32 protein-coding genes are annotated in these 24,241 nt (G+C 66.0%); 20 read left to right on the top strand and 12 right to left on the bottom strand.

Going from position 1 to position 24,241, the window contains the following annotated elements:
• Nucleotides 1-4 precede the first annotated feature (4 nt).
• From QMO76_RS33830 to QMO76_RS33805, 6 genes are all read left to right on the top strand, one after another.
• Nucleotides 5-187, top strand: a complete 183-nt coding sequence (locus tag QMO76_RS33830) for a hypothetical protein (protein ID WP_306365443.1) — start codon at nucleotides 5-7, stop codon at nucleotides 185-187.
• Complete coding sequence (locus QMO76_RS33825; RefSeq protein ID WP_306365442.1) at nucleotides 187-450, top strand: hypothetical protein; 264 nt, start codon at nucleotides 187-189, stop codon at nucleotides 448-450. The genes QMO76_RS33830 and QMO76_RS33825 overlap by 1 nt, the downstream gene beginning before the upstream one ends.
• Nucleotides 447-866, top strand: coding sequence for a hypothetical protein (locus tag QMO76_RS33820; protein WP_306365441.1), 420 nt, complete (start codon nucleotides 447-449; stop codon nucleotides 864-866). The genes QMO76_RS33825 and QMO76_RS33820 overlap by 4 nt, the downstream gene beginning before the upstream one ends.
• A gap of 63 nt (nucleotides 867-929) precedes the next feature.
• The gene (locus QMO76_RS33815; protein ID WP_306365440.1) at nucleotides 930-1,490 is read left to right on the top strand and encodes a hypothetical protein; all 561 of its coding nucleotides are present in this window, start codon (nucleotides 930-932) and stop codon (nucleotides 1,488-1,490) included.
• Nucleotides 1,491-1,600: 110 nt separating this feature from the next.
• Nucleotides 1,601-1,975: a hypothetical protein gene (locus QMO76_RS33810; RefSeq protein WP_306365439.1), complete on the top strand. Its 375-nt coding sequence runs from the start codon at nucleotides 1,601-1,603 to the stop codon at nucleotides 1,973-1,975.
• Nucleotides 1,918-2,367, top strand: a complete 450-nt coding sequence (locus QMO76_RS33805; protein WP_306365438.1) for a hypothetical protein — start codon at nucleotides 1,918-1,920, stop codon at nucleotides 2,365-2,367. Before QMO76_RS33810 ends, QMO76_RS33805 begins: the two co-directional genes overlap by 58 nt.
• On the opposite strand, the gene QMO76_RS33800 is transcribed toward QMO76_RS33805, so the two are convergent.
• Entirely contained in the window at nucleotides 2,355-2,636 is a 282-nt protein-coding gene (locus QMO76_RS33800) for a hypothetical protein (RefSeq protein ID WP_306365437.1), read from the bottom strand. The two genes, QMO76_RS33805 and QMO76_RS33800, sit on opposite strands and share 13 nt — an antisense overlap.
• 252 nt (nucleotides 2,637-2,888) lie before the next feature.
• On the opposite strand from QMO76_RS33800, the gene QMO76_RS33795 reads away from it, so the two are divergent.
• The 12 genes from QMO76_RS33795 to QMO76_RS33740 all read left to right on the top strand — a co-directional run bounded on the left by QMO76_RS33795 (nucleotide 2,889) and on the right by QMO76_RS33740 (nucleotide 16,648).
• The gene (locus tag QMO76_RS33795; RefSeq protein WP_306365436.1) at nucleotides 2,889-7,460 is read left to right on the top strand and encodes a tape measure protein; all 4,572 of its coding nucleotides are present in this window, start codon (nucleotides 2,889-2,891) and stop codon (nucleotides 7,458-7,460) included.
• The gene (locus tag QMO76_RS33790; RefSeq protein ID WP_306365435.1) at nucleotides 7,457-7,654 is read left to right on the top strand and encodes a hypothetical protein; all 198 of its coding nucleotides are present in this window, start codon (nucleotides 7,457-7,459) and stop codon (nucleotides 7,652-7,654) included. Before QMO76_RS33795 ends, QMO76_RS33790 begins: the two co-directional genes overlap by 4 nt.
• Nucleotides 7,651-8,538: a phage tail protein gene (locus QMO76_RS33785; RefSeq protein ID WP_306365434.1), complete on the top strand. Its 888-nt coding sequence runs from the start codon at nucleotides 7,651-7,653 to the stop codon at nucleotides 8,536-8,538. The genes QMO76_RS33790 and QMO76_RS33785 overlap by 4 nt, the downstream gene beginning before the upstream one ends.
• A gap of 35 nt (nucleotides 8,539-8,573) precedes the next feature.
• A complete protein-coding gene (locus QMO76_RS33780) occupies nucleotides 8,574-10,175 on the top strand; it encodes a phage tail protein (protein WP_306365433.1) in 1,602 nt (533 codons plus the stop codon).
• Complete coding sequence (locus QMO76_RS33775; RefSeq protein WP_306365508.1) at nucleotides 10,091-11,224, top strand: hypothetical protein; 1,134 nt, start codon at nucleotides 10,091-10,093, stop codon at nucleotides 11,222-11,224. Before QMO76_RS33780 ends, QMO76_RS33775 begins: the two co-directional genes overlap by 85 nt.
• 110 nt (nucleotides 11,225-11,334) lie before the next feature.
• Nucleotides 11,335-12,291, top strand: coding sequence for a hypothetical protein (locus tag QMO76_RS33770; protein WP_306365432.1), 957 nt, complete (start codon nucleotides 11,335-11,337; stop codon nucleotides 12,289-12,291).
• The gene (locus tag QMO76_RS33765; RefSeq protein ID WP_306365431.1) at nucleotides 12,288-13,334 is read left to right on the top strand and encodes a hypothetical protein; all 1,047 of its coding nucleotides are present in this window, start codon (nucleotides 12,288-12,290) and stop codon (nucleotides 13,332-13,334) included. Before QMO76_RS33770 ends, QMO76_RS33765 begins: the two co-directional genes overlap by 4 nt.
• A gap of 17 nt (nucleotides 13,335-13,351) precedes the next feature.
• Nucleotides 13,352-14,155, top strand: coding sequence for an N-acetylmuramoyl-L-alanine amidase (locus tag QMO76_RS33760; RefSeq protein ID WP_306365430.1), 804 nt, complete (start codon nucleotides 13,352-13,354; stop codon nucleotides 14,153-14,155).
• Nucleotides 14,155-14,418, top strand: a complete 264-nt coding sequence (locus QMO76_RS33755) for a hypothetical protein (RefSeq protein ID WP_306365429.1) — start codon at nucleotides 14,155-14,157, stop codon at nucleotides 14,416-14,418. The genes QMO76_RS33760 and QMO76_RS33755 overlap by 1 nt, the downstream gene beginning before the upstream one ends.
• A 5-nt stretch (nucleotides 14,419-14,423) precedes the next feature.
• Nucleotides 14,424-14,792: a hypothetical protein gene (locus tag QMO76_RS33750; RefSeq protein ID WP_306365428.1), complete on the top strand. Its 369-nt coding sequence runs from the start codon at nucleotides 14,424-14,426 to the stop codon at nucleotides 14,790-14,792.
• A complete protein-coding gene (locus QMO76_RS33745; RefSeq protein ID WP_306365427.1) occupies nucleotides 14,792-16,114 on the top strand; it encodes a hypothetical protein in 1,323 nt (440 codons plus the stop codon). The genes QMO76_RS33750 and QMO76_RS33745 overlap by 1 nt, the downstream gene beginning before the upstream one ends.
• Complete coding sequence (locus QMO76_RS33740) at nucleotides 16,115-16,648, top strand: hypothetical protein (RefSeq protein WP_306365426.1); 534 nt, start codon at nucleotides 16,115-16,117, stop codon at nucleotides 16,646-16,648. It begins immediately after the preceding gene.
• A 67-nt stretch (nucleotides 16,649-16,715) separates the two neighbouring features.
• Here the strand turns inward: QMO76_RS33740 and QMO76_RS33735 are convergent, their stop codons facing one another.
• The 7 genes from QMO76_RS33735 to QMO76_RS33705 form a co-directional block, all read right to left on the bottom strand.
• Nucleotides 16,716-17,228 (bottom strand): DUF732 domain-containing protein, encoded by a 513-nt coding sequence (locus QMO76_RS33735; protein WP_306365425.1) that lies wholly within the window; start codon nucleotides 17,226-17,228, stop codon nucleotides 16,716-16,718.
• A gap of 151 nt (nucleotides 17,229-17,379) precedes the next feature.
• Nucleotides 17,380-19,188, bottom strand: a complete 1,809-nt coding sequence (locus QMO76_RS33730; protein WP_306365424.1) for a hypothetical protein — start codon at nucleotides 19,186-19,188, stop codon at nucleotides 17,380-17,382.
• A 27-nt stretch (nucleotides 19,189-19,215) separates the two neighbouring features.
• Nucleotides 19,216-19,770, bottom strand: coding sequence for a hypothetical protein (locus QMO76_RS33725; protein WP_306365423.1), 555 nt, complete (start codon nucleotides 19,768-19,770; stop codon nucleotides 19,216-19,218).
• A gap of 98 nt (nucleotides 19,771-19,868) precedes the next feature.
• Nucleotides 19,869-20,171: a hypothetical protein gene (locus QMO76_RS33720; RefSeq protein WP_306365422.1), complete on the bottom strand. Its 303-nt coding sequence runs from the start codon at nucleotides 20,169-20,171 to the stop codon at nucleotides 19,869-19,871.
• On the bottom strand, nucleotides 20,168-20,344 hold the full coding sequence (locus QMO76_RS33715) for a hypothetical protein (protein WP_306365421.1): 177 nt from the start codon (nucleotides 20,342-20,344) through the stop codon (nucleotides 20,168-20,170). The genes QMO76_RS33720 and QMO76_RS33715 overlap by 4 nt, the downstream gene beginning before the upstream one ends.
• A complete protein-coding gene (locus QMO76_RS33710; RefSeq protein ID WP_306365420.1) occupies nucleotides 20,341-20,511 on the bottom strand; it encodes a hypothetical protein in 171 nt (56 codons plus the stop codon). The genes QMO76_RS33715 and QMO76_RS33710 overlap by 4 nt, the downstream gene beginning before the upstream one ends.
• Nucleotides 20,512-20,513: 2 nt before the next feature.
• Nucleotides 20,514-20,765, bottom strand: a complete 252-nt coding sequence (locus QMO76_RS33705) for a hypothetical protein (protein WP_306365419.1) — start codon at nucleotides 20,763-20,765, stop codon at nucleotides 20,514-20,516.
• 173 nt (nucleotides 20,766-20,938) lie between these two features.
• On the opposite strand from QMO76_RS33705, the gene QMO76_RS33700 reads away from it, so the two are divergent.
• A complete protein-coding gene (locus tag QMO76_RS33700; protein WP_306365418.1) occupies nucleotides 20,939-22,102 on the top strand; it encodes a helix-turn-helix domain-containing protein in 1,164 nt (387 codons plus the stop codon).
• A complete protein-coding gene (locus QMO76_RS33695) occupies nucleotides 22,102-22,341 on the top strand; it encodes a hypothetical protein (RefSeq protein ID WP_306365417.1) in 240 nt (79 codons plus the stop codon). Before QMO76_RS33700 ends, QMO76_RS33695 begins: the two co-directional genes overlap by 1 nt.
• Before the next feature lie 19 nt (nucleotides 22,342-22,360).
• On the opposite strand, the gene QMO76_RS33690 is transcribed toward QMO76_RS33695, so the two are convergent.
• The 4 genes from QMO76_RS33690 to QMO76_RS33675 all read right to left on the bottom strand — a co-directional run bounded on the left by QMO76_RS33690 (nucleotide 22,361) and on the right by QMO76_RS33675 (nucleotide 24,074).
• Nucleotides 22,361-22,654, bottom strand: a complete 294-nt coding sequence (locus tag QMO76_RS33690; RefSeq protein ID WP_306365416.1) for a hypothetical protein — start codon at nucleotides 22,652-22,654, stop codon at nucleotides 22,361-22,363.
• Between the two features lie 7 nt (nucleotides 22,655-22,661).
• A complete protein-coding gene (locus tag QMO76_RS33685) occupies nucleotides 22,662-22,949 on the bottom strand; it encodes a hypothetical protein (protein WP_306365415.1) in 288 nt (95 codons plus the stop codon).
• 154 nt (nucleotides 22,950-23,103) lie between these two features.
• On the bottom strand, nucleotides 23,104-23,778 hold the full coding sequence (locus QMO76_RS33680; protein ID WP_306365414.1) for a hypothetical protein: 675 nt from the start codon (nucleotides 23,776-23,778) through the stop codon (nucleotides 23,104-23,106).
• Nucleotides 23,778-24,074, bottom strand: a complete 297-nt coding sequence (locus QMO76_RS33675) for a hypothetical protein (RefSeq protein WP_306365413.1) — start codon at nucleotides 24,072-24,074, stop codon at nucleotides 23,778-23,780. The genes QMO76_RS33680 and QMO76_RS33675 overlap by 1 nt, the downstream gene beginning before the upstream one ends.
• Nucleotides 24,075-24,241: the final 167 nt, after the last annotated feature.

The following is a 24,241-nucleotide window of genomic DNA, read 5'->3' as shown; positions in this document are numbered from 1 at the left end:
ACCGATGTTGACCGTCACCACCACGGCCACGACCGAAACGTTCGAGGCCGTCACCAGATTCGCCACCGACGAAGCCAACAACCTGATGGTGTTCGCCGGCAACGAACTCGTCGCCCTCTACGCAGCTGAACAGTGGGTGTCGGTGCGCAAAGACCCGGAAACCGCGTCCCTGCAGAAGGAGGAGTGATGCCGATCCGAGTCAGGCACAACATCGCCGGCTACTACGCGCTGCGCTCCGAGCCCGGCGTCGTCGCCGACCTCGAGGCACGCGGACAGCGGGTCCTCGCCGCTGCGGGCGGTGAGGCCGCCGGATACGGGATGGATTCACGGCAGGGAGCGAAACGCCCCCAAGGCCGCTGGCGCGTCTCGGTCGTCACCAACACCCCCGAAGCGATGCTCGACAACGCCGAGAACAACACGCTCCTGCGTGCCATGGGTGCCGCGCGATGACAATCCCCATCGCTCACCCCGCGGTCACGGTCGCCATCGCCTTGCTGGAGGCGAAACTTCCCCTGGTGACAGCGAACCCGATCTTCGTCTCCGGAGCGTTCGAAGACGGCCACGACCGGCTGGTGCGGGTGGACCGCATGCACACCGGCATGGTCAACATGGTCACCGACGAACCGTTCATGCTGTTCGAATGCTGGGTCGCTGACCGGCCCGGCGTCTACAACGGCTCCACTGAAGCGGAGATCCTCGCCAACCAGGTGCGCGCCGTGCTCACCGCTGCCCGCTCGGAAACCTTCGCGGGCTGCTTCGTTCGCTACTGGCACGACGCGGGCTGTTCACCGCACCCGGACCCGAAACGGCCGTCCATGGTGCGCTGGCAGGTCATCGGCAGTCTCGGTCTCGCCGTCAGTAGATAGCTCTCGCAACACTTTTCAACCCTTTCAGGCCCGGATCGCAACGCCTTCGAAAGGGGCACTCTCATGGCCGATTCGGCTAACGTTTTTGTCGCGAGCCCGCGCCCTGGAGGCGTTGGCGTCTTCTCCCGCGCGCCGCTGGGCACCGCGCTGCCCACTGACGCCGCGACCGCTCTCGCCGTGGACTACCTCGATCACGGGTACCTCGGCGAAGAGGGCCTGGTCATCACGACCACCCGAGACACCACCGACCACAAGGCGTTCGGCGGCGACACCGTGGCGACCACTCAGGACAACTACGACTGGATGGTCAAGGTCATCCTCCTCGAGGACGGCAACCTCAACGTCCTCAAGACCACCTTCGGCGACGACAACGTCACCGACAGCGGCGGCCTGATCACGGTCAAGCACAACCGCATCCGCCTGCCGCGGTCGGTGTTCGTGCTCGACACCATCGGCGACAACGGCGTCCTCAAGCGCCAGGTCATCCCCGTCGGCCAGGTCGTGTCCGTCGGTGACATCACCCTCGTCCACACCGACCTGGTCCGCTACGAGCTCGATGTGAAGGCGTACCCGAACACCGCGGGTGACAACGTCATCGAGTACATCGAGGAAACCGGCTCGTAATCCCCTGATCCGCCCCGGCGGGGTTGTTTCTGTACCCCTTGATCCGGGCCTGCCCTGCCGGGGCGGGCCTTCGGGCCCGGATCACCTCCGTCACGAAAGGCTCGGATCACATGGCACCTATCCGTATCGCTGGCGCGCACAACCCGTGCAACCAGGTCGAATTCGAGATCGAACTCACCGATGGTGAGGTCCTGCCGCTCACAGTTCCCAAGGCGCAGTACATCGCGAAGCCGATCATGGACAAGTACGAGCCATGGCTTCGCGAGTGGGAGCGCAAAGTGACCTCCCCTGACACCGACCCGGCCGAGCGAGCCACCATGCACGAGTACGACCCGATGCTCAAGCTGTTCGAGCTGATATTGCCCAAGGCCACCTACAACAAGATCGCGAAGCTGACCAAGGGTGAGCTGATGGCTCTCGACAAGGAATGGCTCAACGCCTCGGACATGTCGGTGGGGGAATCTTCGGCCTCCGACAAGTCCTAGACAACGGACCGCACTCGGGGGCCATCCACACCGATCTACTCGAACGTCTCGGACTGCACGCCGAGAATATCGGCGAATGGATCTCCTGGATCCAGTTCCGGGACTGGCTCGAAAACCTGCCGCCGGCGGGGGAGTCAGCCTATTTCCGGGCCCGCTACCCCTACGACTGGTGGTATGACATGCCCACCCGCCTCCAGTCGTGGCAGCTGTTCGCCATGCAGGGCGCGAACTGGCAGCGCGGCGGCGGGAAGGGTAAGAAGCCGACGATCTTCGAACCGGCCTATCCGAAACCGCAGCGAGTCAAGCCGCAGAACGTCATACCGATCGAGCAGATCAAGGACCAGCTCGCAGAGCGGCGAGCCAGGGCGCAATCGCGAGTTCAGGGACAGTAGACCGCTTTCGCGGCCTCGAAATACACGCGGCGATTGTCTGGGTCCGGGACCATCTGCTTGACCCCGAAATGCTCGTTCACGAGTTGGTCCACGGGCCACTCGCACACCGTGTCACCGCTGCTACCCCTTGCGGGATACGCCAATTCGAATCCGGTCTCGCCCTGCCACTTTGGGCTGTCCGCGTCGATGAGGGTCAGGAACTCCACGTCCTTGGCCGTCGGTCCGGGTGCCTGCAACAAGCCCGTATCCCAGTTCCCGCGCGCGGCCATCGGCCCATCGTTCTCTACGGAAGTGCTGGCGGCCGAACGGGTTTCTGAGGTGTCGTCTGCTGCTCCCCCACATCCTGCAACAAAGGTTGCACATGCGATGGCGGCAGTTACGAAAGCGGCGCATCGGCGCATCTGATTTCTCCATCGATACAGGCAGTCCCCGGATCTCGACGCCCACGTGGTCGATGACGGTACCTGCCTGGCTCATCGCCCGGTAGCCCTTGCGCATAACAACACAATGGAGGTGATCCCTTGGCGGTCGAACTTGCCGTTGGCTACATCTCCCTCGTTACCGACGCGTCCCAGATCCCGGGCGAGATCGACCGCCAGCTCGGGCGCGCTGGGCGAAATGCGGACCAGGCGGGACGTGGAATCGGCCAGCGACTCGCCACAGGGCTGGGCGCGACATTCAGGGTCGGAGCCGCTGCCGCCGCGACGGCCGCGACGGCCGCCATCGGCACCGCCCTGACGAAAGGCTTCGGTCGGCTCGCCGCGATCGACGACGCGCAGGGCAAGCTGCGCGGCCTGGGGCATGACGCGGCAGCGATCCAGAAGATCATGGACTCCGCGCTGGCGTCGGTGAAGGGGACCGCGTTCGGACTCGGCGACGCCGCGACGGTCGCGGCTACCGCTGTGGCGGCCGGGATCAAGCCCGGCGAGCAGCTGACGGGCTACCTCAAGCTGATCGCCGATACAGCGACCATCGCCGGTTCGAGCCTGGGCGAGATGGGCTCGGTCATCAACCAAACCACCACCGGCGGAATCGTTTTCACCGATACCCTGAACCAACTCGCGGACCGGGGTCTGCCGGTCTTCACGTGGTTGCAGGACGAGTTCAAGCTCTCGGGCAAAGAGTTCCGCAAGATGGTCGAAGACGGCAAGCTCGATGCCCAGACCTTCCAGCGGGTCCTCACTGAGCATCTCGCCGGCGCCGCGCTCGAATCCGGCAAGACCGTGCGAGGGTCGCTGGCCAACGTCGGCGCGGCGCTCGGCCGCCTGGGTGCTTCCGCGCTCGGCCCGACATTCGCCCGCCTCACTGGGTGGTTTGGGCAGATCACCGAGGGGCTCGATCAAGTCAACAACCGGCTCAAGCCGTTCGCTGAGCGGCTGGACGCGATCTTGTTCGGGCAGATTGTGCCGAAGGTTGCCGAGATGTGGCGCAGCTTCACCAACAGTGAAGCTGCGGCGTTTCTGTCGAGATTCGCCGATGACGTGACCGGAATGCTGTCGGGGCTGGCCAGCGGCGCGCAGCAGGCCGCCTCGGCAACCAGTGAAATGGCGAAGTCTCTCACCAGCGCGGGTGGCGCGGTCGCGGCAGGCGCGTGGACGGCTTTCTCGGCAGCCTTGAAGGCTGCGGGAGACATTGCGGGCGGAGTACTCGCGCCCGCGCTGTCCGGCCTCGGCGGCGTGATGGCGAATAACCAGACGCTGGTTACGGCGCTGATCGCTGGCTGGCTGGCGTGGAAGCTGATCCCGCCGCGACTGCAGGCCGTCGGCGCTGCGATGACCGGGCTACAAGGGCGAGCTACGACCGCCGCGACCGGACTGCACGCGATCGCCACGGCGACAGGGCGCGTGATCCATACAGCTGGTGGAGTTACCTATCCTTTGGGCCGGTTCGGCTCGGCGATCAACCAGCTCGGCACCCACGTTCCCGTGATCGCACGGATGCAGCAAGCGTTCGCTGAAACATCCAGGTCCGCCGCGTGGTTTGCTCGCACCCAGGGGACCGTGGCCGCCGCTACGGTCGGGCTGCGGTCGGCTGCATCGAGCCTGACGAACTTCCTCGGTGGCCCATGGGGGGTCGCGTTCGCCGTGGCCACCATCGCCGTGGTCGGAGTCTCCAACGAACTCCGGAAGGCATCCCAGCAGCAAAACATTCTGCGAGAGTCGACTACGCAGCTGGCAGTGGCACAGCGCGAGATGGCGAAGGCATTCCAGAAGTCTGAGGGCGCGGTCTCGGATGAGGTGTTCACCTCGGTATCCGACCAGATCGAACGAACTCTTTCCGACGTCGAACGGCTCGGTGACACCAAGCCTGGACTCTTCGCGCCGCTAGCGGCTCAGTGGAAAGACCTCACGGGCCTGCTGGAAGGAGAGGCACTCGCAGGCACCCGCGCCAAGAACATCCAGACAGATGCCTGGCAGGAAGCCGATGCGGCCCGCACGAGCTTCCGCGAGCTGGGCCTGTCCGCGAAGGAGATGTCCGAGCAGGTCACCGGCAGCAGCGGCTCGTTCGTGGCTCTGGTCGGGCGGTTGCGGGAAACCAGCAACGGCGGACAAGAGGCGATCGCTCGGATCACGGAGATTCGCGAGGCGTTTCTACGAGCGCAGGACGTAGCCAAGACCACCACTCCCGGGTTCTTCGCGTTGAGCGACGCGATCAAGGTCCTGGCCGACGAAACAGCAACGGCGACCGATCGCGTCAACGCGATGAAGACGGCACTCGACATCATGGGCGGCAAGCCGGTATCCGCACAGGAGGCTGTCGCGCAGTACAACGAGCAGGTCCGCCGGACAGCGCAGGCCGCGCAGGAAGCATGGGATGCCAGCAAGGGCTTCGGCGAGCAGCTGGTCAAACAGAACGGCGAGGTGAACACCGGCACCGAGAATGGCGGTCGCCTCTATCAGACGCTGCTCGACATCAAGAACGCCACAGCACAGGTCGCCGCGACCGGCGATATGGAAGCCGTCAACGCGACGCTGATCCAGAACGAGCAGCAGTACGCGAATCTGGCGAACGCTGCTGGGCTGACCACCGCGCAGGTGCGCGAGATGGCAGCCCAGATGAACCTCATTCCTCAGAACGTGACGACCCTGGCCGAGCTCAAGGGCGCCGATACGGTGGAGCAGAAGCTGACAGCCATCGGCGGTCTGCTGAAAGCCAATTCAGGCGACGTCACGATCCCGCTGGACGTCAAGGGCGATGCGGAGGTCATCAACGCGCTCGAGCTGGCCGGCATCAAGGTCGATACGCTCAACGCCAAGAACGGCCAGGTGCACATCAGCGCACCCGACGTACAGAAGGTTCTCAACGAGCTCCAGCAGATTATCGACACGAAGCTGCCGGACAAGGTCCAGAACGTCTCGCTGAGTGTCGAGACCCTGAAGAAGCTGCATGAAGCCGACGGCGGCGTGGTCGTTCCGCGCGCCGAGGGGGCGATCGACGGCCCGCTGCCCAGCCAGGCGAGGATCCAGCAGCCGCGACCGAATTTAGTGCAGTGGGCGGAGCCGGAAACCGGTGGGGAAGCCTTCATTCCGCTCGCGTCGTCGAAACGCTCCCGGTCGACGGCGATCCTGGCCCGTGTGGCCGACATGTTCGGCTACCGGCTGCAAGCTTTCGCCGAGGGCGGGTTCACCGACGGCAGGGTGCCGCGCGGTGTCGCGAAGGCGATCAGCGCCGCGAAGAACGTTTCCGGCAATAAGTACCAGTGGGGCGGCACCGGGCCGACGAACTTCGACTGCTCGGGCCTGGTCGGCTGGATCCAGCAGATCCTCATGGGCGTCACTGGCTCCACAAGGCGTCTGTACACCACCATGAGCTTGCTGGACGGTGCGACTGCGGGGCTGGAGTCCGGCCTCGGGCCGTCGGGCACCTACTTCAAGGTGGGCGTGAACTCCCAGCACATGGCCGCCACATTGAATGGCAAGCCGCTGGAAGCCGGTGGTGCACACGGCACTTCCCAGTTGGGGTCGCCTGCGGTAGGGGCCAACGATGGCCAGTTCACCGCGCATTTCCATCTGCCCAACAAGTTGATCGCGGGAATCGACGAAGCTGGGGTGCGCACCAAGGACGGCAAGAACAAGAAGACCAAGGAGTGGACCGAGGCTGATGAGCTGAGGCTCGAGGGCGCCCGCCTCGATGTCGATGAGGCAAAGGCCAACCGCGCCGAGGTGTATGAGGACGAGGACTCCACCGAACTCGATAAGCGGCGAGCGGACCTGCAGGTGCGGCAGGCCGAGCAGGATCTGGTCGATCTGCAGGCCGAGAAGGATGAGCGCGGTCAGGACGCTCTCGGCGATGACGAATATGTCCCGGAGGCTCCTGCGCTCGAGGGCCGCATGTCCGATGACGAGATCGCTTGGGAATCCGCAGTTCTCGATCGGGACGAGGCCAGGGATCGCCGCGATGAGGTGTACGCGGACGAGGAGTCGACGGATCGGGACCTCCGCCGCGCGGATCTGGCGTTGCAGTCGGCGGAGAACAAGCTCGATGAGCTGCGGGGAAAGCAGTTCAAGGACTCGTTTGCGGGCAAGTCGCTGGAGTTGCTGAAGAAGACCGGCTTCGAGCTGCTCAACGTCGCGTTTGGCGCGATCAGCGAGAATCTGCCGTTCGGGTTCGGGGACCTGTTCAGTGTCCGGGTCAACACTCCCAGCGACGAGGACTTGCAGAAGCTCGGCATCCAGTTCCCGTTCTCGGTCGGTTCGTTCTCGCAGGAGGAGATCGACCGCCAGCTGCCGGTGACCATCCCGACGGGCGAGGACGCCCGCAAACTCCTCAAGCCCTACATCCAGAACGCCCCGGAGAAGGTCAAGGACCGCTACATGCTGCGGACCAAGATCTACGACCAGGGCGGGTGGCTCAAGCCCGGCGAGGCGGCGATCAACCTGTCCCGCCGGCCGGAGCCGATCTTCAACAGCCCGCAGCAACTGCAGCAGTTTGTCGGCGCCGCGGATCTAGCCCCCGCCCAGCCCACGGGCGGAGGCGATACCTACGCCCCCACGTTCAACGGCATGGACCCCCACTCCTCCGCTCGCGCTATGGAACGCATTTACCGACGTAAGACGCTCGCTAGCCAGGTGAGGGGAGGTTTCGGGCGATGACCATGGACGAGTTCGCTGACGTCACAGGGATCGAGGACCCGAACGCGTTCGAGGTATTCGCCGAGGAACTCGCCGCCCGCAAGACGCTGGCCTCGCAGACCGCCGATCTCGCTGACGGGCTCCGGCGAATCGGTATCGAGGAGGACGGTGTGCTGCAGGCCGTGACGTTGCTGGCACGGGAGCGCGGCCAGTGAGCCTCAACGATCAAATCAAAATCGTGTGGGTAGGGCCGTCGGGGCGGTCCTGGCATCTCGCCGGGCCGGGCCGCGGAGCAGAGGGCGTCATGCTGCTCTCCGACCCGAAAGCGCTGTTCTTCCCGCCGCATCAGCTGCTGTTCGACGAGGGTGCCCGCCAGGACGGCGCGACGTTCCGGCGCAGCGTCACCGACAAGAAGGAAACCGACTTCAACATCAGCATCGGCAACCAGGCCGGCTTGCACATCAGGGACATGCGGCACTGGCAGCAAGTGCATGACCTGTGGTGGCGCGACTGGTCGGAGGATGTACCCGGCCACATGTGCGTCTGGACGCGCTCAAAGGGGTGGCGGAAGGAGCCGATGCACCTCGGCGACGCACCCGAGCCGCAGTCAGGCATGGACCCCAGCGTGAACCTGAACGAGATCTACACCATGTCCGCCGTCGGGGCGGATCCGTTCTGGTCATCGCTGGAACGGTACGTCTCCTGGTTGAATTCAACCGGAGCCAACGAGGGTGTTCTCCGGATGCGCAACGACGGCTCCAGGAAGGCGTGGCCGCGCTACACCCTCAAGGGGCCGGGCAGATGGTTCATCGAGGATCCGCAGGCCGACCCCGAAGGGGATTTGCGGCTGGTGACCTTGCCGCCCATCGACGCTGGCGACACCATTCGCATCGACACCCATCCACGCCACCGGACGGCACGCCTGTACAACGCTGGCGGCGAGTACATCCGCAATGTGTGGGCGCAGATGGCCGGCCGCCGTTGGTTGCGGGCGATGGAACCCTGGGGCACAACAGAAATCACGGTACGCATCGAGGGCGGGGACCTCACCAGTGAAGCGATAGGCACGCTGACCCCACTGAATGCGAGGCCGATGTGAGCCAGCCATGGGACGGGCCTACTGAGGTCCGACGGATGGACCTACTCCGCAAGCAGGAGCAGGACGATTGGCGCGACCAGGACGTTGTCGTCCGCTACTACGACAAATGGATGCAGGAGATCGGTGAGGAGCACCGCTACACCTACCTGCAGTTCTCGCACGTTGCGAACGCCCCTGGTGGGCTGAAGATGATTTGCCCGCCGGATATCGTGCACTACGACCATTTCTTCAGGAATCCGGACGGCGCTGACGCAACCATCCCGATCACGGTCTCCACCAGGGGGCAGAGGTGGGACGGATTCGTCACCCGCGCTGCGGAAGTCGTGGACGAGAATGGCCTCAAGACGATCGAGATCGAGGCCATTCACTGCTGGCAGCATATTGCGACAACGGTTTGCTGGGCCAATCCCTTCGCACCACTTTTCGCTATGTGGCCGAGGCACTGGTACATGTTCGGCGGCGTCCGATCCATCATTCACCTCACGCTGATCGCCAATTACTTGAGGCGGCAAGCTTTTTGGAGTGCCGACCAGTGGCGGGGCGCGCCGGACTGGGCCGAGGTCGGCTCTATCGCATGGCCGATCGCGGTCGGCGGCATCAACGTCCTGACCGACACCTCGCCGTTCCGGGGGGTGTCGCTGCGTTTCGAGCACGCCGACCACGCATTCCTACCGCTGGTGAAGGATACCGGCGTGTTCATCACCGCCGAGTTCTATCTGCCTGACCTGGATGATGAACAGCCGGACCCGGAATGGATGTACCTCGACAGGCCGACCGTGTTCATCACCACCGTCGACAAGAGCAACGTCGTCGGTGCGACGGGCACCATGCTCGATGGCATATCCCGGCTGTTCGAAGAGTTCTTCGAGGACGGCACCAGCTCCATCCGCTACCCGGACCTCTCGGCCGCCGGTGACTACGAAATCGCATACGCCACCACCCCATTCGGCAACAAGCGCTACTTCCCGTGGATCTGGTACATGGAGGGCGAGTACTCCGGCATAGGCACCTCCGATATCAGCATCCACAAGCCTCTCGCGGTGAATGTTCTGGTCGGCGGAAAGAGCCCCGGGTGGGTGAACGCGGCGATCGAAATCGCGATCAAAAACGCATTGGCGTGGCTCGGGTTGCTCATCGGCGTGCCAGGGTTGGACAGCTTGTATATGGGCCAGTTGGACCACGTATTCCTGGCGTTCGCGCAGTACACCGATCAAGGCCGACTGCAAAGGGCCGGCCCTTTCGCCTTCAATGAGCATTTCGTCACCGGCAGTGACAAGGCATTCACCATCGACGGGCTCATGGCGGGCCTGCAGGGCCTGCACGACACCCGCGGCTACACCAGCAAGAAGGTCACCGTCCACGACAACGCCCCCTACATCCTCGGTCCACGCGCGGATTTCTGGCTCGGCGACCAGATCGGGTTCCAGGTCGGGGATTTGCTGTTCGTCGACTATGTCACCGAGGCGACGTTTACCGATGACCGGACAACTCCGGGCCGGTGGGAAATCGTGGTTGGCGATGGCGCGGACGAGGAAGACAGCGTCGTGAAGGCGTGGCAGCGTCTCGGCACTGTCGCCAACGCGATCAAGCAGATCTTCATGGACGTGGGCGCGGACTTGGACCTGATCATCTTCTGAGGAGGACCATGGCTGACGTCACCTTCCCCGCACATATCACCCTCACCTCCGAGGCAGACCTCGATGGCCTGCCGATCCTCACAGCCGAGGTCACCCTCGCTCCGACCGCCGCGGCGCTGCCGCTGCCCGTCGGCCCGGAGGGTGACCTCGGCCCGCCTGGTGTGCCGATCCCGCCGTTCATCAAGATGGGCGAGATCGCCGATGAGGCGGCGCGGCCGGCAGGGCTGACCGAGGCCGACCGGAGCAAGTGGTGGCATCGCCTCGATGACGACTCGATGGACTTCTGGGACGGCACCGACTGGGTGAACCTCCCGAACGCTGTTGGGCCACAAGGTCCCATCGCGCCAGCGAACGAGCTGACACCGCTGGACGTCATCTCTGATGAGAAGGTCACCATCCCGGCGGTGGAGATCAAGCCGGTCAACTCCTCGGTGCAGACCATCCAGCTGACCGTGCCTGCCGGGGATCGCGGTGCGCAGGGAGATCCGGGAGCGTCCGGAACGATCAGCACGTCCCCGGACTTCGACGGTGCGCAAGGACCGGTGAAGCGCAGTACGTTCGCGTTCTCTCGGGTGCCGCGCCGGTTCAAGCCCACCCCGCCGGTGTGCGGGTACGGGCCGTGGCATTGGTCCTCGAGCGACTTCCCCGCGGACACCAGCTACACCACCAACACGGTGATCCTGACCGCGAACCTGCCTGCGCTGCCGTTCGATTGGCGGCCCCAGGTACATGGCGCGGTGCAACTGATGAACGAGGGTGATTCCGCGACGATCTGGTTCGCATACGCGCGGCTGTGGAATTCGAACGGTGTCGGCGTGGGGATCACGGTGTGCCCCTGGTCGGGATTCTGGGATCTCTGTGACATCACCGAGCACTACGGCAACCCGAATTCTATTGGCATGTCGCCGAATTCGGACTACGCGGTCGTGAAAGCGGGTTACGCGTCGCAGATCGTGGTGAGCCTGGAGCGGCAGAACGGGTCAGGGCAGGTGTCCTTCAGGCAGTCCGGAGCAGCATTGACCGTGTACGCGATGCCGGTGAAGCTGTGATCAGCGCCGGGGAATACTTCGACGCCACTCTCTTCCAGGGCATCAACGAGGGCTCCGGCCCGGGAGTGGTGACCTCGCTGGAGGGCACGCCGCGCGACGGCTCGTACGAGATGCTGCACGGCGAGCAAGGATCGGAAGGCCCGGAAGGACCGGCGGGAACACCGTTCCGTTGGCAGGGCGACGTGTCCGACCACGCTGCCCTGACTGCGATCATCCCCACCCTGAACTCGGCGATGTTCGGTTTCGCGTTCCGGGTGCTGTCGGACAACTCCGTGATGTTCTGGGATGGAACGAAGTTCGTTGCCTTCCTCGATGCGTTCGGTGGCATCGGGCTCACCGGCGAGGTCAACACGTTGTCGATCGGCACCGTCACCACCGGCAACGTCGGCGACCCGCTGGTGGTGTCGATCACCGGCACCCCGCCGAACCAGACGTTGAATCTCACGGTGCCGCGGGGACCGCAGGGGCAGAAGGGGTTGGACGGTCCACCGGGGCCGCTGGTCGACTCCACCGACTGGGACGACTCGGTGACGTTGGTCGACGGCATGGTCCCGCTCTGGAGCGAGGACACCAGCCTGTGGACGCCGACTCAGTGGCCTGGATTCCGTGGACCCTGGAGCGTGGTTGAGGGCCAGTCCTGGGACAACCCGACCTCCGGGTTCATCGCAGATCAGACGAACATCGGCACCAACCCGCTGACCCTGGCCACGATCAACATCCCCGCGCAGCCGATCAGGTGGCGACCGTATGTCGCCGGTGGCGTCACCCTGCGCAGTGTGCCTACCGACTTCAACACGAGAGTCGATGTCGAAGTCCGGATCGGGTCGGCGGCCGGCGACCTGGTGGGTCGGGGGGTCGGCTCCTCGGTGTACATCGACCGATACCGGCGGCTGCGCCCATTCTTCGCGTCCAGCTTCTCCGCTGGATCCACGACAGGGACGATCGCCCCGGACACTGCGACCACCTTGTATGTGGTCGCCCGCCGTAACCAGGGCTCCGGCAACTACAGCTACACGCGCTCCAACGCGCAGATCATCGTCTGGGCGCACCCCTCGGAGGCACCGTGAGCATCGTGTTCGACGCCGACGTGCAGGTCACCATGGCCGGTGTTGTGGAGAGCGAGATCCTGCCGTCTACGGTGCATTCACTCGAGATCGCCGACGGCGCGGCCCGGCTCGAGATGCGGTCCGGACCGAAAGGTGATGCGGGTCCGCAGGGTCCGCCGTCGTACGCGTTCACCCTGGTCGGCTGGGTCGCCGATCAAGCCGCCCTGGACGCGATCACCGTGACTGCGGCCGACGCGGGGAAAGCCTGGTGGGTAGTCGCCACCAACCAAATCAGGCTGTGGCAGGGCCGCTACTGGATTCCGTTCGACCTGGCGATGCAGGGCACCGGACATCAAGGCCCGCCCAATGTGCTCACCGGCGCTGCGGAGATCGGCGGTACGGGCACCGACGCCGACGCGACGCTGACCGGCAGCTCCCCGAACCAGATCCTCACGATCACAGTCCCCAAGGGCACCACTGGTGTGCAGGGTGATCCTGGTCAGCCGGGTCGCATCCAGGACGCCGCCGACGTGGACACCACCACGGTGGCGGGGTTGTCGGATCGCATGACCCTGCAATGGAACGCGAGCCTGTCGAAGTTCGTGCCCGCCCCGAATCCGACCTGGGGCGGGCCGTGGACCATCGGCGGGAACCGGTTCGCTGCGGCCTCCAACGCCGCCGAGGCACCGCGCACGATCGCGGTGATCACCGTTCCGGCGCAGGCATATCCGTGGCGGCCCTACATCATCGGGCGTCTACCCATGCGCGGGCATACGCCCACGGTGGGTGGGACGCGTGTGGATGTGGAGGTGCGGGCGGGCACCGAGGACGGCCCGATCGTCGCCTGGTCGCTGGGCTTTCCGGCGGAGAACTGGGCGTGGCACTACATCGTCCCGAAGTTCGAGCAGGTAGTCAGCCCGGCGTCGACCGATATCTCGGTGATTCAGCCCGGCCAGACCACCACGCTTTACGTGCGGATCATCCGGCCCGTGGGATCCGGCAACTATTCGACGGTCAGCGATATCGCCTTTCTCCAGGTGTACGCGTTGCCGATGTTCCAGTAGCTCCAGGAGGTAGGCCCATGGGATGGACCGGTGACCCGATCTGGCTCGCGGATGTGTTGCGCGCCGAGGGTTTGAAGGTGATCGAACACGACGGTTGGCGTCAGCGCGGGCACGGCGACTTCCGCGACATCCGCGGCGTGCTCTGCCACCACACCGGCGGCGGCAGCAGCAACGACTGGCAGGTGGTGCTCAACGGCCGCCCCGACCTGAAAGGGCCACTCGCACAACTCGTCTTGGAGCGGGACGGCACCTATCGGATCATCGCGGTCGGTGTCTGCTGGCATGCGGGCCGCGGTTCGTGGCCCGGCTGGCCGACCAACAACGCGAACTATCACGTCATCGGTATCGAGGCAGTCTCGCGCGGCGACGGAACCGACTGGACCCCAGAACAACTCGACGCCTACAAGCGCGGCTGCGCGGCGATCCTGCGGCGTATCGGTCGGACATCCACCGACTGCGTTGGACATCGCGAGTACTCCAGCGAGGGAAAGATCGACCCGGCCGGGATCGACATGAACGCCTTCCGCCGCGACGTCCAAACCCTCATCGACGGCAAACCCACCCCACCGCAAGGAGGCACCATGTCGTGGCTCGATGAACAGATCATCAACTGGGCCAGCAAATCGGTCACCGTCCGCACGATGCTGTCGTATATCGACCGCTACAACGGGCTGATCCTGGACCAGCTGCTCGGCCCCGGCAGCCGCGAGCGCGGCGGCGAACCCGCGCGGTGGGAGATGCTGGGCGACCGGACCCTCGTCGAAGCGCTCGCCCGCATCGGCGAGGAGCTGAAGATCCCCGGGTTCAAGGCACCGAAGTAATGGGACGAGACAACCTCCGTGACGACGCATCCCAAGTGCGGTATCCGTGGCGCGCGACCGTGCGCACGGTGTTTCAGCTGGTCGTCGGCGTGGCCACGGCGATGCCCGCGATCATCGCCGCGTCCGGACTTCCCGAGACCGCCGCCGGCGTCGGTGTCGCACTCGCCGTTTCCGCGGCGATCACCCGGGTGATGGCCATCCCCGCCGTTGACACGGCGTTGCGGGTGTGGGCGCCGTGGCTTGCCGCGGAACCGAAGGAGTGACTGCGATGACCGTAATCAACCCCTACGAGCTGGAGGGCGACGTGACCCTATCGGATGTGGCCACCGCCCTCGGCGGCCTAGGTGTCGGCGGCCTAGGCGTCGCCCTGGTGACCGGTGTTTTCGGCCGCAAGAAGAGCAAAGCTGACGCGGTCGCGGTGCTCACCGAGGCCGCGGCGGCGATGGTGGAGCCGCTGCGCAAGGAGCTGGCGGTGGTGCGCAAGGAACTTGAGGATCACAAGGAAGCCGACCGGACGCGTCAATCCAAGCAGATCGTGGCCGCCGCCCGCCACACCGCGTGGGACAACCAGGTGCGGGAAAGCTTGCGCGCCAACGGGATCGAGGTGGCCGCGCCGCCGCCGCTGGAGGTGACATAGTGACCAACCCCCTCGAGCCGCTGGTCTACGGCAAGGTCGTCGGCCGCCTGCTGTCCAACGTCATCGATGGCCCCGACGTAGGCGAGATCCCTGACTTCGCCCCGCTGGAGGGGCGCGTCATCTTCAAGGCTGCGGTGCCGAAATTCCTTGTCCAGGATGCGGACCCGCCCGCCACGGTCGTGCCGTTGACGCACGAGTACTACACGTGCGTACTCGATTCTGAGGGGTTCCTGACCTGGAGAGGCAAGCGAGGCGTCTACTTGGCCGCGCCGGTCGAAGGCACCATGAACCCGTGGGGGTGGACGTGGCAGGTCAGCTTCGATCTCAAGTACCTCGGTACTCCAGTGCCGATCGCGTCGTTCTCCATCGAAGTGCCCGAGTATGTGCCCGGACCCGACTCGGAAGATCCGGACGACGGATCGACCGGGTTGGTGGACCTCACCTTGGTGTCGCCGGTCCCGTCGGATCTGGGTACGCCGGTGGTGCGGGGACTGTCGGTGGTGACCGTCTCGATAGACGGCAACGACCTGGTGTTCGGCCTGGACAACGGGACGTTCCTGCCGTCGGTGACCGTGCCCGCGATCGAGGACGCCACCAACGCCGCGGCGGCGGCGGCCTCGAGCGCGTCCGACGCCGCCGATTCAGCGACCGACGCGCAGAACGCGGTCAACAGCTTCGACCTCGATGTGGTCAACGTGACCACCCTGTCGCCGGGATCGCCCGCGACAGCGACGGTGTACGGTGGCCCGCCTGCTTGGTCGGTGGACTTCGGTATCCCGCAAGGCGATACCGGCGACCCGGGCCCGGCCGCGCCGGACGCCGACGCCACCACGAAGGGCATCCTGCAGCTGGCGGGCGACCTCGCCGGTACGGCCGCCTCACCGGCGGTGGCGGACAATGCGATCACGACCGCGAAGCTCGCCGATGGTTCAGCGACGGTGGCCAAGCTCGGCGCGGACGTCACCCCCGCCATGGAGGACTTGATCGACAACCGGCCGTCGGTCACCTCGAAGTACACGCTGCCCGGTGGCGGCCTGCCCGCTGCGGATCTCGCCACCGACGCGGTCACCACAGCCAAGATCCAGGACGACGCGGTTACCTCGGCGAAGATCGCGGACGGCGCCATCACCGACGGCAATGTCAACGCCTCCGCGGCGATCGCGATCAGCAAACTCGCCACCGGCCGGGTCGACGCGCAGAGCGGGTCGCCCGCGGCAGCGACGACCGTGACGCTCTGGTTCGGTACCGAGGCGGACTACAACACCGAGACCAGCAGCGGCGCCTCCGAAGACCCCAACACGATCTACTTCAGGTCGGCATAGATGGGCACGATCAGCGGCCTGGGACTCGGGGAGATCGAGACCATCTCCGGCCTCGGACTCGGGGAGATCCAGAAGATCTCCGGTTTGGGTCTCGGCCTGATCTGGGAGGCAGTGACCTTCCTGCCGTCGGGTATGGACAAGTCCGGCAGCACCTACAACATCAACACGTCCTATGGCACCGTCACCGGCTGGGTCGCGGACACCACCAACTATCCCGGCTCCACCCTGTCGGGGAATGGCCTTGTCGTGCAGGGTGGGAAGTCGCCCGCCACGGTGGAGGCCAGCCTGCGGGTGTCCAACGGCAACGCATCCTCGGTGAACTGCACGCTGCGTCTGATCTTGAACGCGAACACGGGCAGCCCGCTGGTCACCGGCTCTGCGGTCGCGGTGCCCGGGTTCAGTGCCGCCAACGTCACCGTGTCCACCAGCTCGGCCACCCTCGCCGACGGCGACGTCCTCACCGTCCAAGCCGTCGCGGGATTCAGCGGGCTATCGACCACCGCGCACGCCAACTCCTGGCTCCACATCACCTGACCCTGCTCTGCCGCAACGTGAATCGCCCCAGCCGAATCCCGGCTGGGGCGGTTTTCGCGTACTACGGCTACTTGAACTGCGGGCAATAGGCGGACTGCGCGGCACCGACAATGAATCCGGCGTGATACAGCGAGAACCCCTTCTTGGAGATCTCCAACCCGATCGCCGTCTCGGAGTTGCCCGCCTCCAGCGCTTCGCAGACTGCGTGCCCCAGGTCGATCACGGCCTGGTTGGAGCTGAACGGGACGTCCTTGGATTTGAGCGTCGCGATGTAGGCGAGGTCGTTGACTTCCTCGTCGCTGAACCCCGGGCTGGCCGTGGTGGTGCGCGCGGCAGTGATGGGCGCGGTGGCTGCGGGCCGCGTCGTGGTCGTCCGGTCTGAACTGCTGGATGAGTCGCCGATGCTACCGATGACGTTGACGAAACATCCGCCGCACAGCAGCAGAATCCCGCCGAAGATGATCAGCAGCACGATCGCGGTGTTGTTCTTCTTCGGCGGCCGGGGCGGCTGTCCGTAGGGCTGCCCCATCGGCTGCTGGGGATAGGGCGGGTTTTGCGGAGGAATCGGCGGATGCGCCATGAGTTGTCCCGGGGTCGAAATAGTTGACGGGCGATCGACGCAGAAGCAGCCTCGTGGCTGTGGCTCCCCCGACAGGAGTCGTCGCGGAACGCAATCATCCACGCGGCCACCGACATCCCGCTAGCGACCGGCCAGCGTCTGGCACGAAAAGTCAGACCTCCCGCCCTCGCCCTCGTGCTTCCCGTTCGCGGGCTTCCCGCTCCCGCGCCCGGACCGCTTCGGCTTCTTGCCGTTCATGCTCGGCGAGCTCGGGTGCCCGTGGTGGGGGCTGCGCGGGCACGGTCTTGGCCATGTGCACGATCGCTCGCGGGTCGTAGTTGCGTTCGGCCAGGCGCGCGACCTCGGCTGCGATGCGTTCGGGCTGATCCATCGGCACCCGCACCTCCCGGCCGTCGATGCTCACGATCCAGCGTTGCGTCTGCGCGTCGAAGGTGGCCGCACCGGTCTTGAACGCGGTGTACAGGCGGGGGTCCATCTCGCGGGCCTGCTCACGCCGCAACGCCAGCGCGCCCGCCGCGCGACGGACTTCCTCGGCGGCGGCGTGGCGGGCTTCCTCGGAGACGTCGCGGGCCACCTCGCCGGGTGCGGGACGTCCCGCCTGCCACGCCTGTCGCGAGTGTCCGTGGGGGTCGCGGATCTTCGCCAGCGAGGTATCGGTGACCCGACGCACCGCGGCGTTGTGCTCGTCGATGATGCGCGCCATCTCGCGTTCGTTCGTGCGCTGGCGGGTTTCACTCTTCGCGCGGTCGATCCCTCGGATGATTGCCTGATCCCGGTCGTCGCGGCCACGATCGAGACCCTTCTGGATCTCCTCGATATGGTCGGGCTGCAGCCCCTCTCGCTGCAGCGCGTCGCGTTCGGCGTCGCGCTCGATCGACCGGATCATCTCCAGCCGGTACTCGACTTCCCGCTGCCGCCGCACCAGGTCGCTGTCGGACAGCTGCGGTGTCTCCTGCTCGAGTACGCGCGCCTTGTTCAGCAGCTGTGTCCGGTCGCGGGATTGGTCGGGGCGGGCGTGTTCGGCGACTTCGGTAGCGGCGCGGTCGATCTCGCGGTAGACCGGCTCGAGTCCGCCGATCAGGCGTTGGTGGCGTTCCTCGCGGGATTGGGCCTGGAATTTCTCGATCAACAGCGCTTGCCGGATCGGGATCTGCTCGCGCCGCAGCGCGATATCGTCGCGCTCGTGAGCGATCCGGGCATCCGCGCGCACCAGCTCGTGTAAGTCCTCGCGGGCCTGGATGAGCACCCGCAACGGGATCGACTGCCCCGCCTGCCGCGCGGTCGAGATCTCCTGTGCGAAGCGGGTGATGGCGTCGCGGGCCACCTCCAACTCGGGGGCGTGGCGGACAAGCTCGATCGCGTCCATCATGCGGGCCAGTGCCCGTTGCTGCACGATCACCCGCCCGGCCGCGACGGCGCGTTCGAATTCCTCGGGGCCGACGATCTCGAGAGCGAACCGGCCGGGGAACATCTGCTCCAGCTGGTGGGCTTTCTCGAGGACTTCCTCGGGCAGGTCTTCGATCGAGCGGACCGTCAATGCCGATGTTCCTGCGAGGCCCCGTCGTAGCAGCCACTCCTCTTTGCGGAGCTGCTGCAGTGTCTCCTCCGGCGGTGTCCACCCGGCCTTGTACTCGTTCGACTCCAGCACCCGCAGCGGTTTGCCTGGCTCGCGGATGAACACGGCCGCGTCGAGGCGGCGGTCCCCGTACGGGGTGTGGATGACCTTCTCGTACTCCCACCCGTCCTCGGGGGTGCGGCCCAGCAAGGCTTGGCGGCCGTAGACGAACGCGTCGTGCAGCTCGATGCGGTTGGCCCACCGGTCGAGTTCGTTGCGCCAGTCGATCGGGTTGCGGATGCTGTGCAGCTCGATCTGTTTGGCGAGCTTGGCGAAGGCGTAGGAGGCGTGGCCGCGGTCTCCGGCGGGGGTGATGCCGTGATCGCCGATCGGTGGCTCGCTCATGCCAGCACCACCGTCGGCAGCGACTGATCAGCGGCGGCGGAACCAGCTCTCAGGGTCCGGGCGTCCCGCCTGCTCCCACGCACGGAACTCGCCGATAGTGAAATCGACCGCGTCCAACAAGGGGGTGTCGGTGCCGCAGGAGATGCTGAACCCCAGCGGCGGGAACGGCTGGAACGTCCAACTAGACCAGGCCCCGATCTCCACCATCGGTACGGCGGGCTCGGGTTTGCCCTCGCTGAGCATGGGCACGCGATACACCCAGCGGCCCTCGCACGCGGTGGCGACAACGTGGCCGATACCGCGCCACATGCGATTGAGGGTGTCGAGCCGATCTGGGTCGGCTGCGGCGAACTCCTCCGTGGGGAAACGGCGGATCGCGGCCTGTGCGATGACCTGTACCCCCTCCCGTGTCCACGGGTCCGGCAACCGGCCCAGGTCAGGAGCATCGTCTCGGACGAGGGTGTCGAGGTCGGTGTCCATGCGGGCCAGCCACGCCTGGAACTCGGGGTCGTCGTCGTGGTCGGCGGTGAGCAGCAGCTCTTGCTGGTACTGGACGCCTTCGAGATCCTCGAGGTCTTCCATCGCGGTCTCCTCTGCTCAGTCGAGTGGAGTGCTGCCATTGTGCCGTACCCGGTGCTCATCGCTCACCGTTCTCCTGTTGGTTCAGTTGTCACGCCGGGTCACGACGTGTGTGTATCTCGGCGGGTTGCTTCCGCCAGCCGCGCGAACACGGTTCCGGGGTCCAACCCCATCTCTGCGAGTTCCCGGGTCGGGATGGCGGCCGGATCACGCAGCATGTGCAGCAGCAGGTGCTCGGCGCCCATGCGGGAGGCTCCTTCAGCGGCGGCCATCTGCAGGCCGTGGTGGAGCAGCTCCCAGAGGCGGTGTCCGCATTCGACGGCACCCGCGACGCGGTCGCTCTCCATCTCGTAGTAGCGGCGGACGCGGTCGCGGCGGGCCTGCTCCCATTCCTCGTCGGTCATGCGCGGCTCCGCCCCGAGTCCGGCACGATCTTCCCGGCGTCGACGAGCACCTTCCACGCGGCGGCTTTCGTCTCGCAGGTGTCGGGGTGGCACTCGCGGTGGACCTGCATAGCGAGGCCGGGGCGGCGGCGTCCCCATTCGCGGTTGTCGTGGCGCAGGCATTCGAAGCTCATGACGGCCACCCCCGCAACGGCAGGTAGGTGCGCCGCATCTCGCCCTCCAGGCGGGCCTGTAGTTCCGCGAAGGGCAGGCCGTGGCGGTGGCGCGGTGGCTGGTGGACGAAGGTGGCGAGGAGGGCAAGCACGCCCGCGACGAACAGGACGTTGGCGAGGAGGTTCATGGTCAGACTCCCGCCGGGACGTCCAGGAGGGCGCGGCCTCGGCTGGTGTCGGCGAAGGCGCGGCCTCGGCGGCTGAGCGTCCAGGCGTCGCGCCGCAGGCCGGTGCCGGTCATGATCAAGCCGGTCTTGGCGAGTGCCTTGATGGCGCGGTCGGCTGCTCTCGCGGTGATGTCTGCGCTGTCAGCGATCTGGGCGGCGGTCAACTGGCCGCCGGGCGCGAGGGTGGCGAGGACGCGCGCCTCGGTCGTGTTCATACCGGTTCCTCCGGTGTGCCGTGGCAGGTAGCGGAGTGGCTGCCCGGTGCCGGGGTGGGCTTCCCGGCACCGGGGCCACATCTGTGACACTAGGCACACCAGGAGGTTTGAAGTTTCCAAGAAGTTTCCATAGATGTTCCCTTGGAACCCTGCCCGGCTGTAGCGTGAAACACATGCACGAACACGACGCCGTCGGCGCGCGTATCGCCAAGTACCGCAAGCTACGCGGATACACCCAATCCCAGCTCGCCCGGGAAGCGGGCGTCAGCAAGGGGATGCTCGCCAAGGTCGAGACAGGCCACGCTGTCGCATCGGCAGTCTGGGTCGGAGCCGTCGCCCGGGCGCTCGGCGTCGATGCCTCGATCTTGTTCGGCACCGAAGAAGAGACCGAGCAGCTCGACAGAATTGTGCCCACCGTCCGCCGGGTGCTGGCGACGGTCGACATCTTCCCCGATATCGACCCCGAGCCGTTGGACCGTCTTCGCCCCCTCGTGGATCAAATCGGGGAATGGCGCCACGCTGCGGCGTACGGAAAGATCGCGGACCTTCTGCCGGACCTCGTCGACCAGCTGCTCGTGGCCACGAAGCGCGATGGAGCGCCCGCGTTCGAACTGCTCCTGACAGCATTCCGTGCCGGAAACACGTTGGCCCACAAGATGGGTCACTACGACCTGTCTATGCTCGCCACTGATCGGATGGTGTGGGCGGCCTCGAACTCGGATGACCCGCTGCTGCTCGCTACCGCGCAGTATGTGAAGTCCGCCGCGTTGGCACGGGTCGGTGCCACGAAACAGGCGGTGCAGCTGACCGATCGAACGATCGCCGAGGTGGAGCCGCTGTCGTCGAACGACGAGGTGGGTGCAGCGGTGCTGTGTGCGCTGCACATGCGCCGCGCGGGACTCGCTGCGGTCGGCTCCGACGCAGACACGACAGACACCCATTTCGCGGAGGCTCGCGTCCTCGGACAGCGAGTCGGCGACCGGCAGGTGCACGGGACAGTGGTCGGACCGACGAACGTCAATCTCTTCGAGTTGGCCGCGGCCGTCGATCTTGGCCGCCTGCACAAGGCGATGCAGCTGGCGGATGCGACGCGGCTGCCCGCCAAGTACCCGAAGGAGCGGCAAGCGCACTACTGGCTGGATCGCGCCCGTGCGTTCCTCGGCGCTGGCGATCCCGATGCGGCTGTCGACGCGTTGCAGAGCGCGAAAGAGGCCGCGCCGGAGTACTTCCGGCAGTCGCGGGCAGTGAAGACCGCTATCAAGACGGCTGCCGAGCAACAACGCCGCGCGTCCTCGGGCCTGCGTTCGCTGGCTACGTATGCAGGAGTGCGCGACTGATGACCCTCCCGACGAAACCAGGTGCCTACGTCGACGCACGCGGCGACATCTGGCTGCTTCACGTCGACGGTCGCTGGCAGCATGTGGAGCGGCGCCTGAGCGACGGAAGTGGGTATCCAGTGCGTGACTACAGTCCGGTGCCACCGGACGTGCTGGAGGAGCTGGCGCAGGAGCCCAATGTGGCGGTGTTGCCGTTGACGCCAGTGCAGGTGCCCGACTGTCCTCCGGACGAAAGCTGACCCGTATCGCGTGCGACGGCTAGTAGCGATCGTCTGTGCCCGGCGGCAGCTCGTCTATGTCCTGCCCGTCCAGCTGCGATTCGATCAGGTCGAGGATGCGCGCGATGACGATGTCCGCGGACTCGCCCCGCTGGTGGTTCACGGCCTCCAGCTCGAGTATCCGGATCGCGGTCGTGATCACGTCGCTGGGCGGCGGGGTCTTCATGGCCGACCGCACGGCTGCATGGATGTTGGTGGCGCCCGCGTTGCGTGCCGCGATCACGAGGCGCAGCACCGTTTGCTGTTCGTGTGACATCAAGTCGCTGTCGTCCACGCTTCCCCTATCGTGCCGCGCGTCCGTCGAACGCGGTGTGGTCGCAGCGGCGCGTGGCCGGAGGCCACATGACCGTGCCGCCGCATTCCAGGCACGTCCACGACAGATGGGTACCGCCGACGGCCAGGCATGCCTGCTGCCCGACAATAGCCTTCTTGGGTCCGAGGGGATGGCCGGCGGGACACGCATCGGGCGCGGGCTGCTCCCACCTCCCACCGCTGGTTTGCCAGAGCTTGCCAGGGTCGGCGACGGTCCCGTCCGCCAGCACCCACCGCACGCCATCCGTCGCACCCACGTTCGAATACTATTCGGTCTGTGCTAGAGGATGCGACGGACAGAATGTGCGGGCTGTGCCGTGAACGGCAGGTCGGGCCAGGTGGACAGATGTGCCCCGAGTGCAGGGTCCGGATCGAAACGCAGAACCGGGACAACCCGTACCCGAACCGTCGCTAACTGGACGTGAACCTCCAGCCACCCAGATCCGCCGGCGGCTCGCCCCCGCCGGACACCGCGGAATCGTCCTGCCCGTGCACACCGCCGTACATGTTCGTGTGCGGTACCTGAGTGCTGGTGAAGCTGCCCTGCAGCACGGGCATCCACGGCATGGTCGATACGTATGCCGTGTAGGTGTTGCCGGAGGCCCGCAACGTGATGCGGGTGCCGTCGGGCCACTTCCACGGGTTCGAGGTGTAGGCGGCCGTGCCCGCAGCGGGCGTGAATGTGGTGCCGTTCCAATCCAGCATCGCGATGCCCATGAGATTGGCGGTGAACCAGAAATGAACGCCCGCATGGTGTGAGTCGGGGTCGGCGCGCAGCGCTACCGACATCGCGGAATGTCCGGGGTTGCGGCCGTTCCAGTGGACGGTGGCCGAGACTTCCTGGGCGGCGCTGTCGGCGGGGGTGGTGTGGAACGCGAACGACACCGGCTCACTGGGCGTGCCGACCGCGGACAGGCGGCCGTTGTCGATATAGAGCGTGCCGCCGCCATGCGTGGTCCAGGACGGACCGAGTGCCGTCCGGTTGAAGTCGTCGGAGATCATGACGGCGCCGTGCGCTGTGGCGGCCCCGCAAATCAGGCCGAGCACAGTCACGAAAGCGGCGAGAACGAAGCGAATTCGATTCATCACTGCCGCCCCCGCAATGCGCGAGCGACCTTGATGGCGCGCAGAATAGATTCCGCGAGCCGTTCGGCCTCGTCGGGATTCAAGTCCGTCTCGCCGAGGGAGATGACCGCGCCCGTCGAAAAGACATTCACGTCCAGCGGGCCGTGTTCATGAAATGGCTGGGCGTGCCGTGGTTCTCGAGGGTGGTCCAGGCGGCGCGGGCAGAAGACGCACGAGTGATCGGCGGGGCCATCGAGTGCCCAGTCATGCGTGGGCGTTTCGACGACGGAGGTGTGGTTGGGTGTCTGCCCGCCCACTGGGGCGGGGGCATCAACGACGGGAGTAGTTCGCTGCGCTAAGTGTGCAGCGTAGTGTGTAGTGCCCATCGGCCGGGATTCCTATCCCGAGCGTTTGGGCTGGTAGATCGCCTTTTGGTGGCTCCCCCATCTGGACTCGAACCAGAAACCTGCCGATTAACAGTCGG

Origin of the sequence: Nocardia sp. CC227C, assembly GCF_030767025.1 — a bacterium.
Lineage (GTDB): Bacteria > Actinomycetota > Actinomycetes > Mycobacteriales > Mycobacteriaceae > Nocardia.
Note: the sequence above shows the minus strand (reverse complement) of the source record. Positions and strands in the feature narration are given on the sequence as shown.

Coding starts and splice junctions, on each gene's coding strand:
- QMO76_RS33715 (WP_306365421.1), bottom strand. CDS start 20,344: ATGAGCTTCGAATGCCTGCGCCACGACAACCGCGAATGGGGACGCCGC.
- QMO76_RS33720 (WP_306365422.1), bottom strand. CDS start 20,171: ATGACCGACGAGGAATGGGAGCAGGCCCGCCGCGACCGCGTCCGCCGC.
- QMO76_RS33780 (WP_306365433.1), top strand. CDS start 8,574: ATGGACCTACTCCGCAAGCAGGAGCAGGACGATTGGCGCGACCAGGAC.
- QMO76_RS33730 (WP_306365424.1), bottom strand. CDS start 19,188: ATGAGCGAGCCACCGATCGGCGATCACGGCATCACCCCCGCCGGAGAC.
- QMO76_RS33755 (WP_306365429.1), top strand. CDS start 14,155: ATGGGACGAGACAACCTCCGTGACGACGCATCCCAAGTGCGGTATCCG.
- QMO76_RS33740 (WP_306365426.1), top strand. CDS start 16,115: ATGGGCACGATCAGCGGCCTGGGACTCGGGGAGATCGAGACCATCTCC.
- QMO76_RS33830 (WP_306365443.1), top strand. CDS start 5: ATGTTGACCGTCACCACCACGGCCACGACCGAAACGTTCGAGGCCGTC.
- QMO76_RS33695 (WP_306365417.1), top strand. CDS start 22,102: ATGACCCTCCCGACGAAACCAGGTGCCTACGTCGACGCACGCGGCGAC.
- QMO76_RS33790 (WP_306365435.1), top strand. CDS start 7,457: ATGACCATGGACGAGTTCGCTGACGTCACAGGGATCGAGGACCCGAAC.
- QMO76_RS33700 (WP_306365418.1), top strand. CDS start 20,939: ATGCACGAACACGACGCCGTCGGCGCGCGTATCGCCAAGTACCGCAAG.
- QMO76_RS33815 (WP_306365440.1), top strand. CDS start 930: ATGGCCGATTCGGCTAACGTTTTTGTCGCGAGCCCGCGCCCTGGAGGC.
- QMO76_RS33760 (WP_306365430.1), top strand. CDS start 13,352: ATGGGATGGACCGGTGACCCGATCTGGCTCGCGGATGTGTTGCGCGCC.
- QMO76_RS33820 (WP_306365441.1), top strand. CDS start 447: ATGACAATCCCCATCGCTCACCCCGCGGTCACGGTCGCCATCGCCTTG.
- QMO76_RS33825 (WP_306365442.1), top strand. CDS start 187: ATGCCGATCCGAGTCAGGCACAACATCGCCGGCTACTACGCGCTGCGC.
- QMO76_RS33810 (WP_306365439.1), top strand. CDS start 1,601: ATGGCACCTATCCGTATCGCTGGCGCGCACAACCCGTGCAACCAGGTC.
- QMO76_RS33735 (WP_306365425.1), bottom strand. CDS start 17,228: ATGGCGCATCCGCCGATTCCTCCGCAAAACCCGCCCTATCCCCAGCAG.
- QMO76_RS33680 (WP_306365414.1), bottom strand. CDS start 23,778: ATGAATCGAATTCGCTTCGTTCTCGCCGCTTTCGTGACTGTGCTCGGC.
- QMO76_RS33770 (WP_306365432.1), top strand. CDS start 11,335: ATGCTGCACGGCGAGCAAGGATCGGAAGGCCCGGAAGGACCGGCGGGA.
- QMO76_RS33705 (WP_306365419.1), bottom strand. CDS start 20,765: ATGAACACGACCGAGGCGCGCGTCCTCGCCACCCTCGCGCCCGGCGGC.
- QMO76_RS33805 (WP_306365438.1), top strand. CDS start 1,918: ATGGCTCAACGCCTCGGACATGTCGGTGGGGGAATCTTCGGCCTCCGA.
- QMO76_RS33800 (WP_306365437.1), bottom strand. CDS start 2,636: ATGGCCGCGCGCGGGAACTGGGATACGGGCTTGTTGCAGGCACCCGGA.
- QMO76_RS33710 (WP_306365420.1), bottom strand. CDS start 20,511: ATGAACCTCCTCGCCAACGTCCTGTTCGTCGCGGGCGTGCTTGCCCTC.
- QMO76_RS33725 (WP_306365423.1), bottom strand. CDS start 19,770: ATGGAAGACCTCGAGGATCTCGAAGGCGTCCAGTACCAGCAAGAGCTG.
- QMO76_RS33750 (WP_306365428.1), top strand. CDS start 14,424: ATGACCGTAATCAACCCCTACGAGCTGGAGGGCGACGTGACCCTATCG.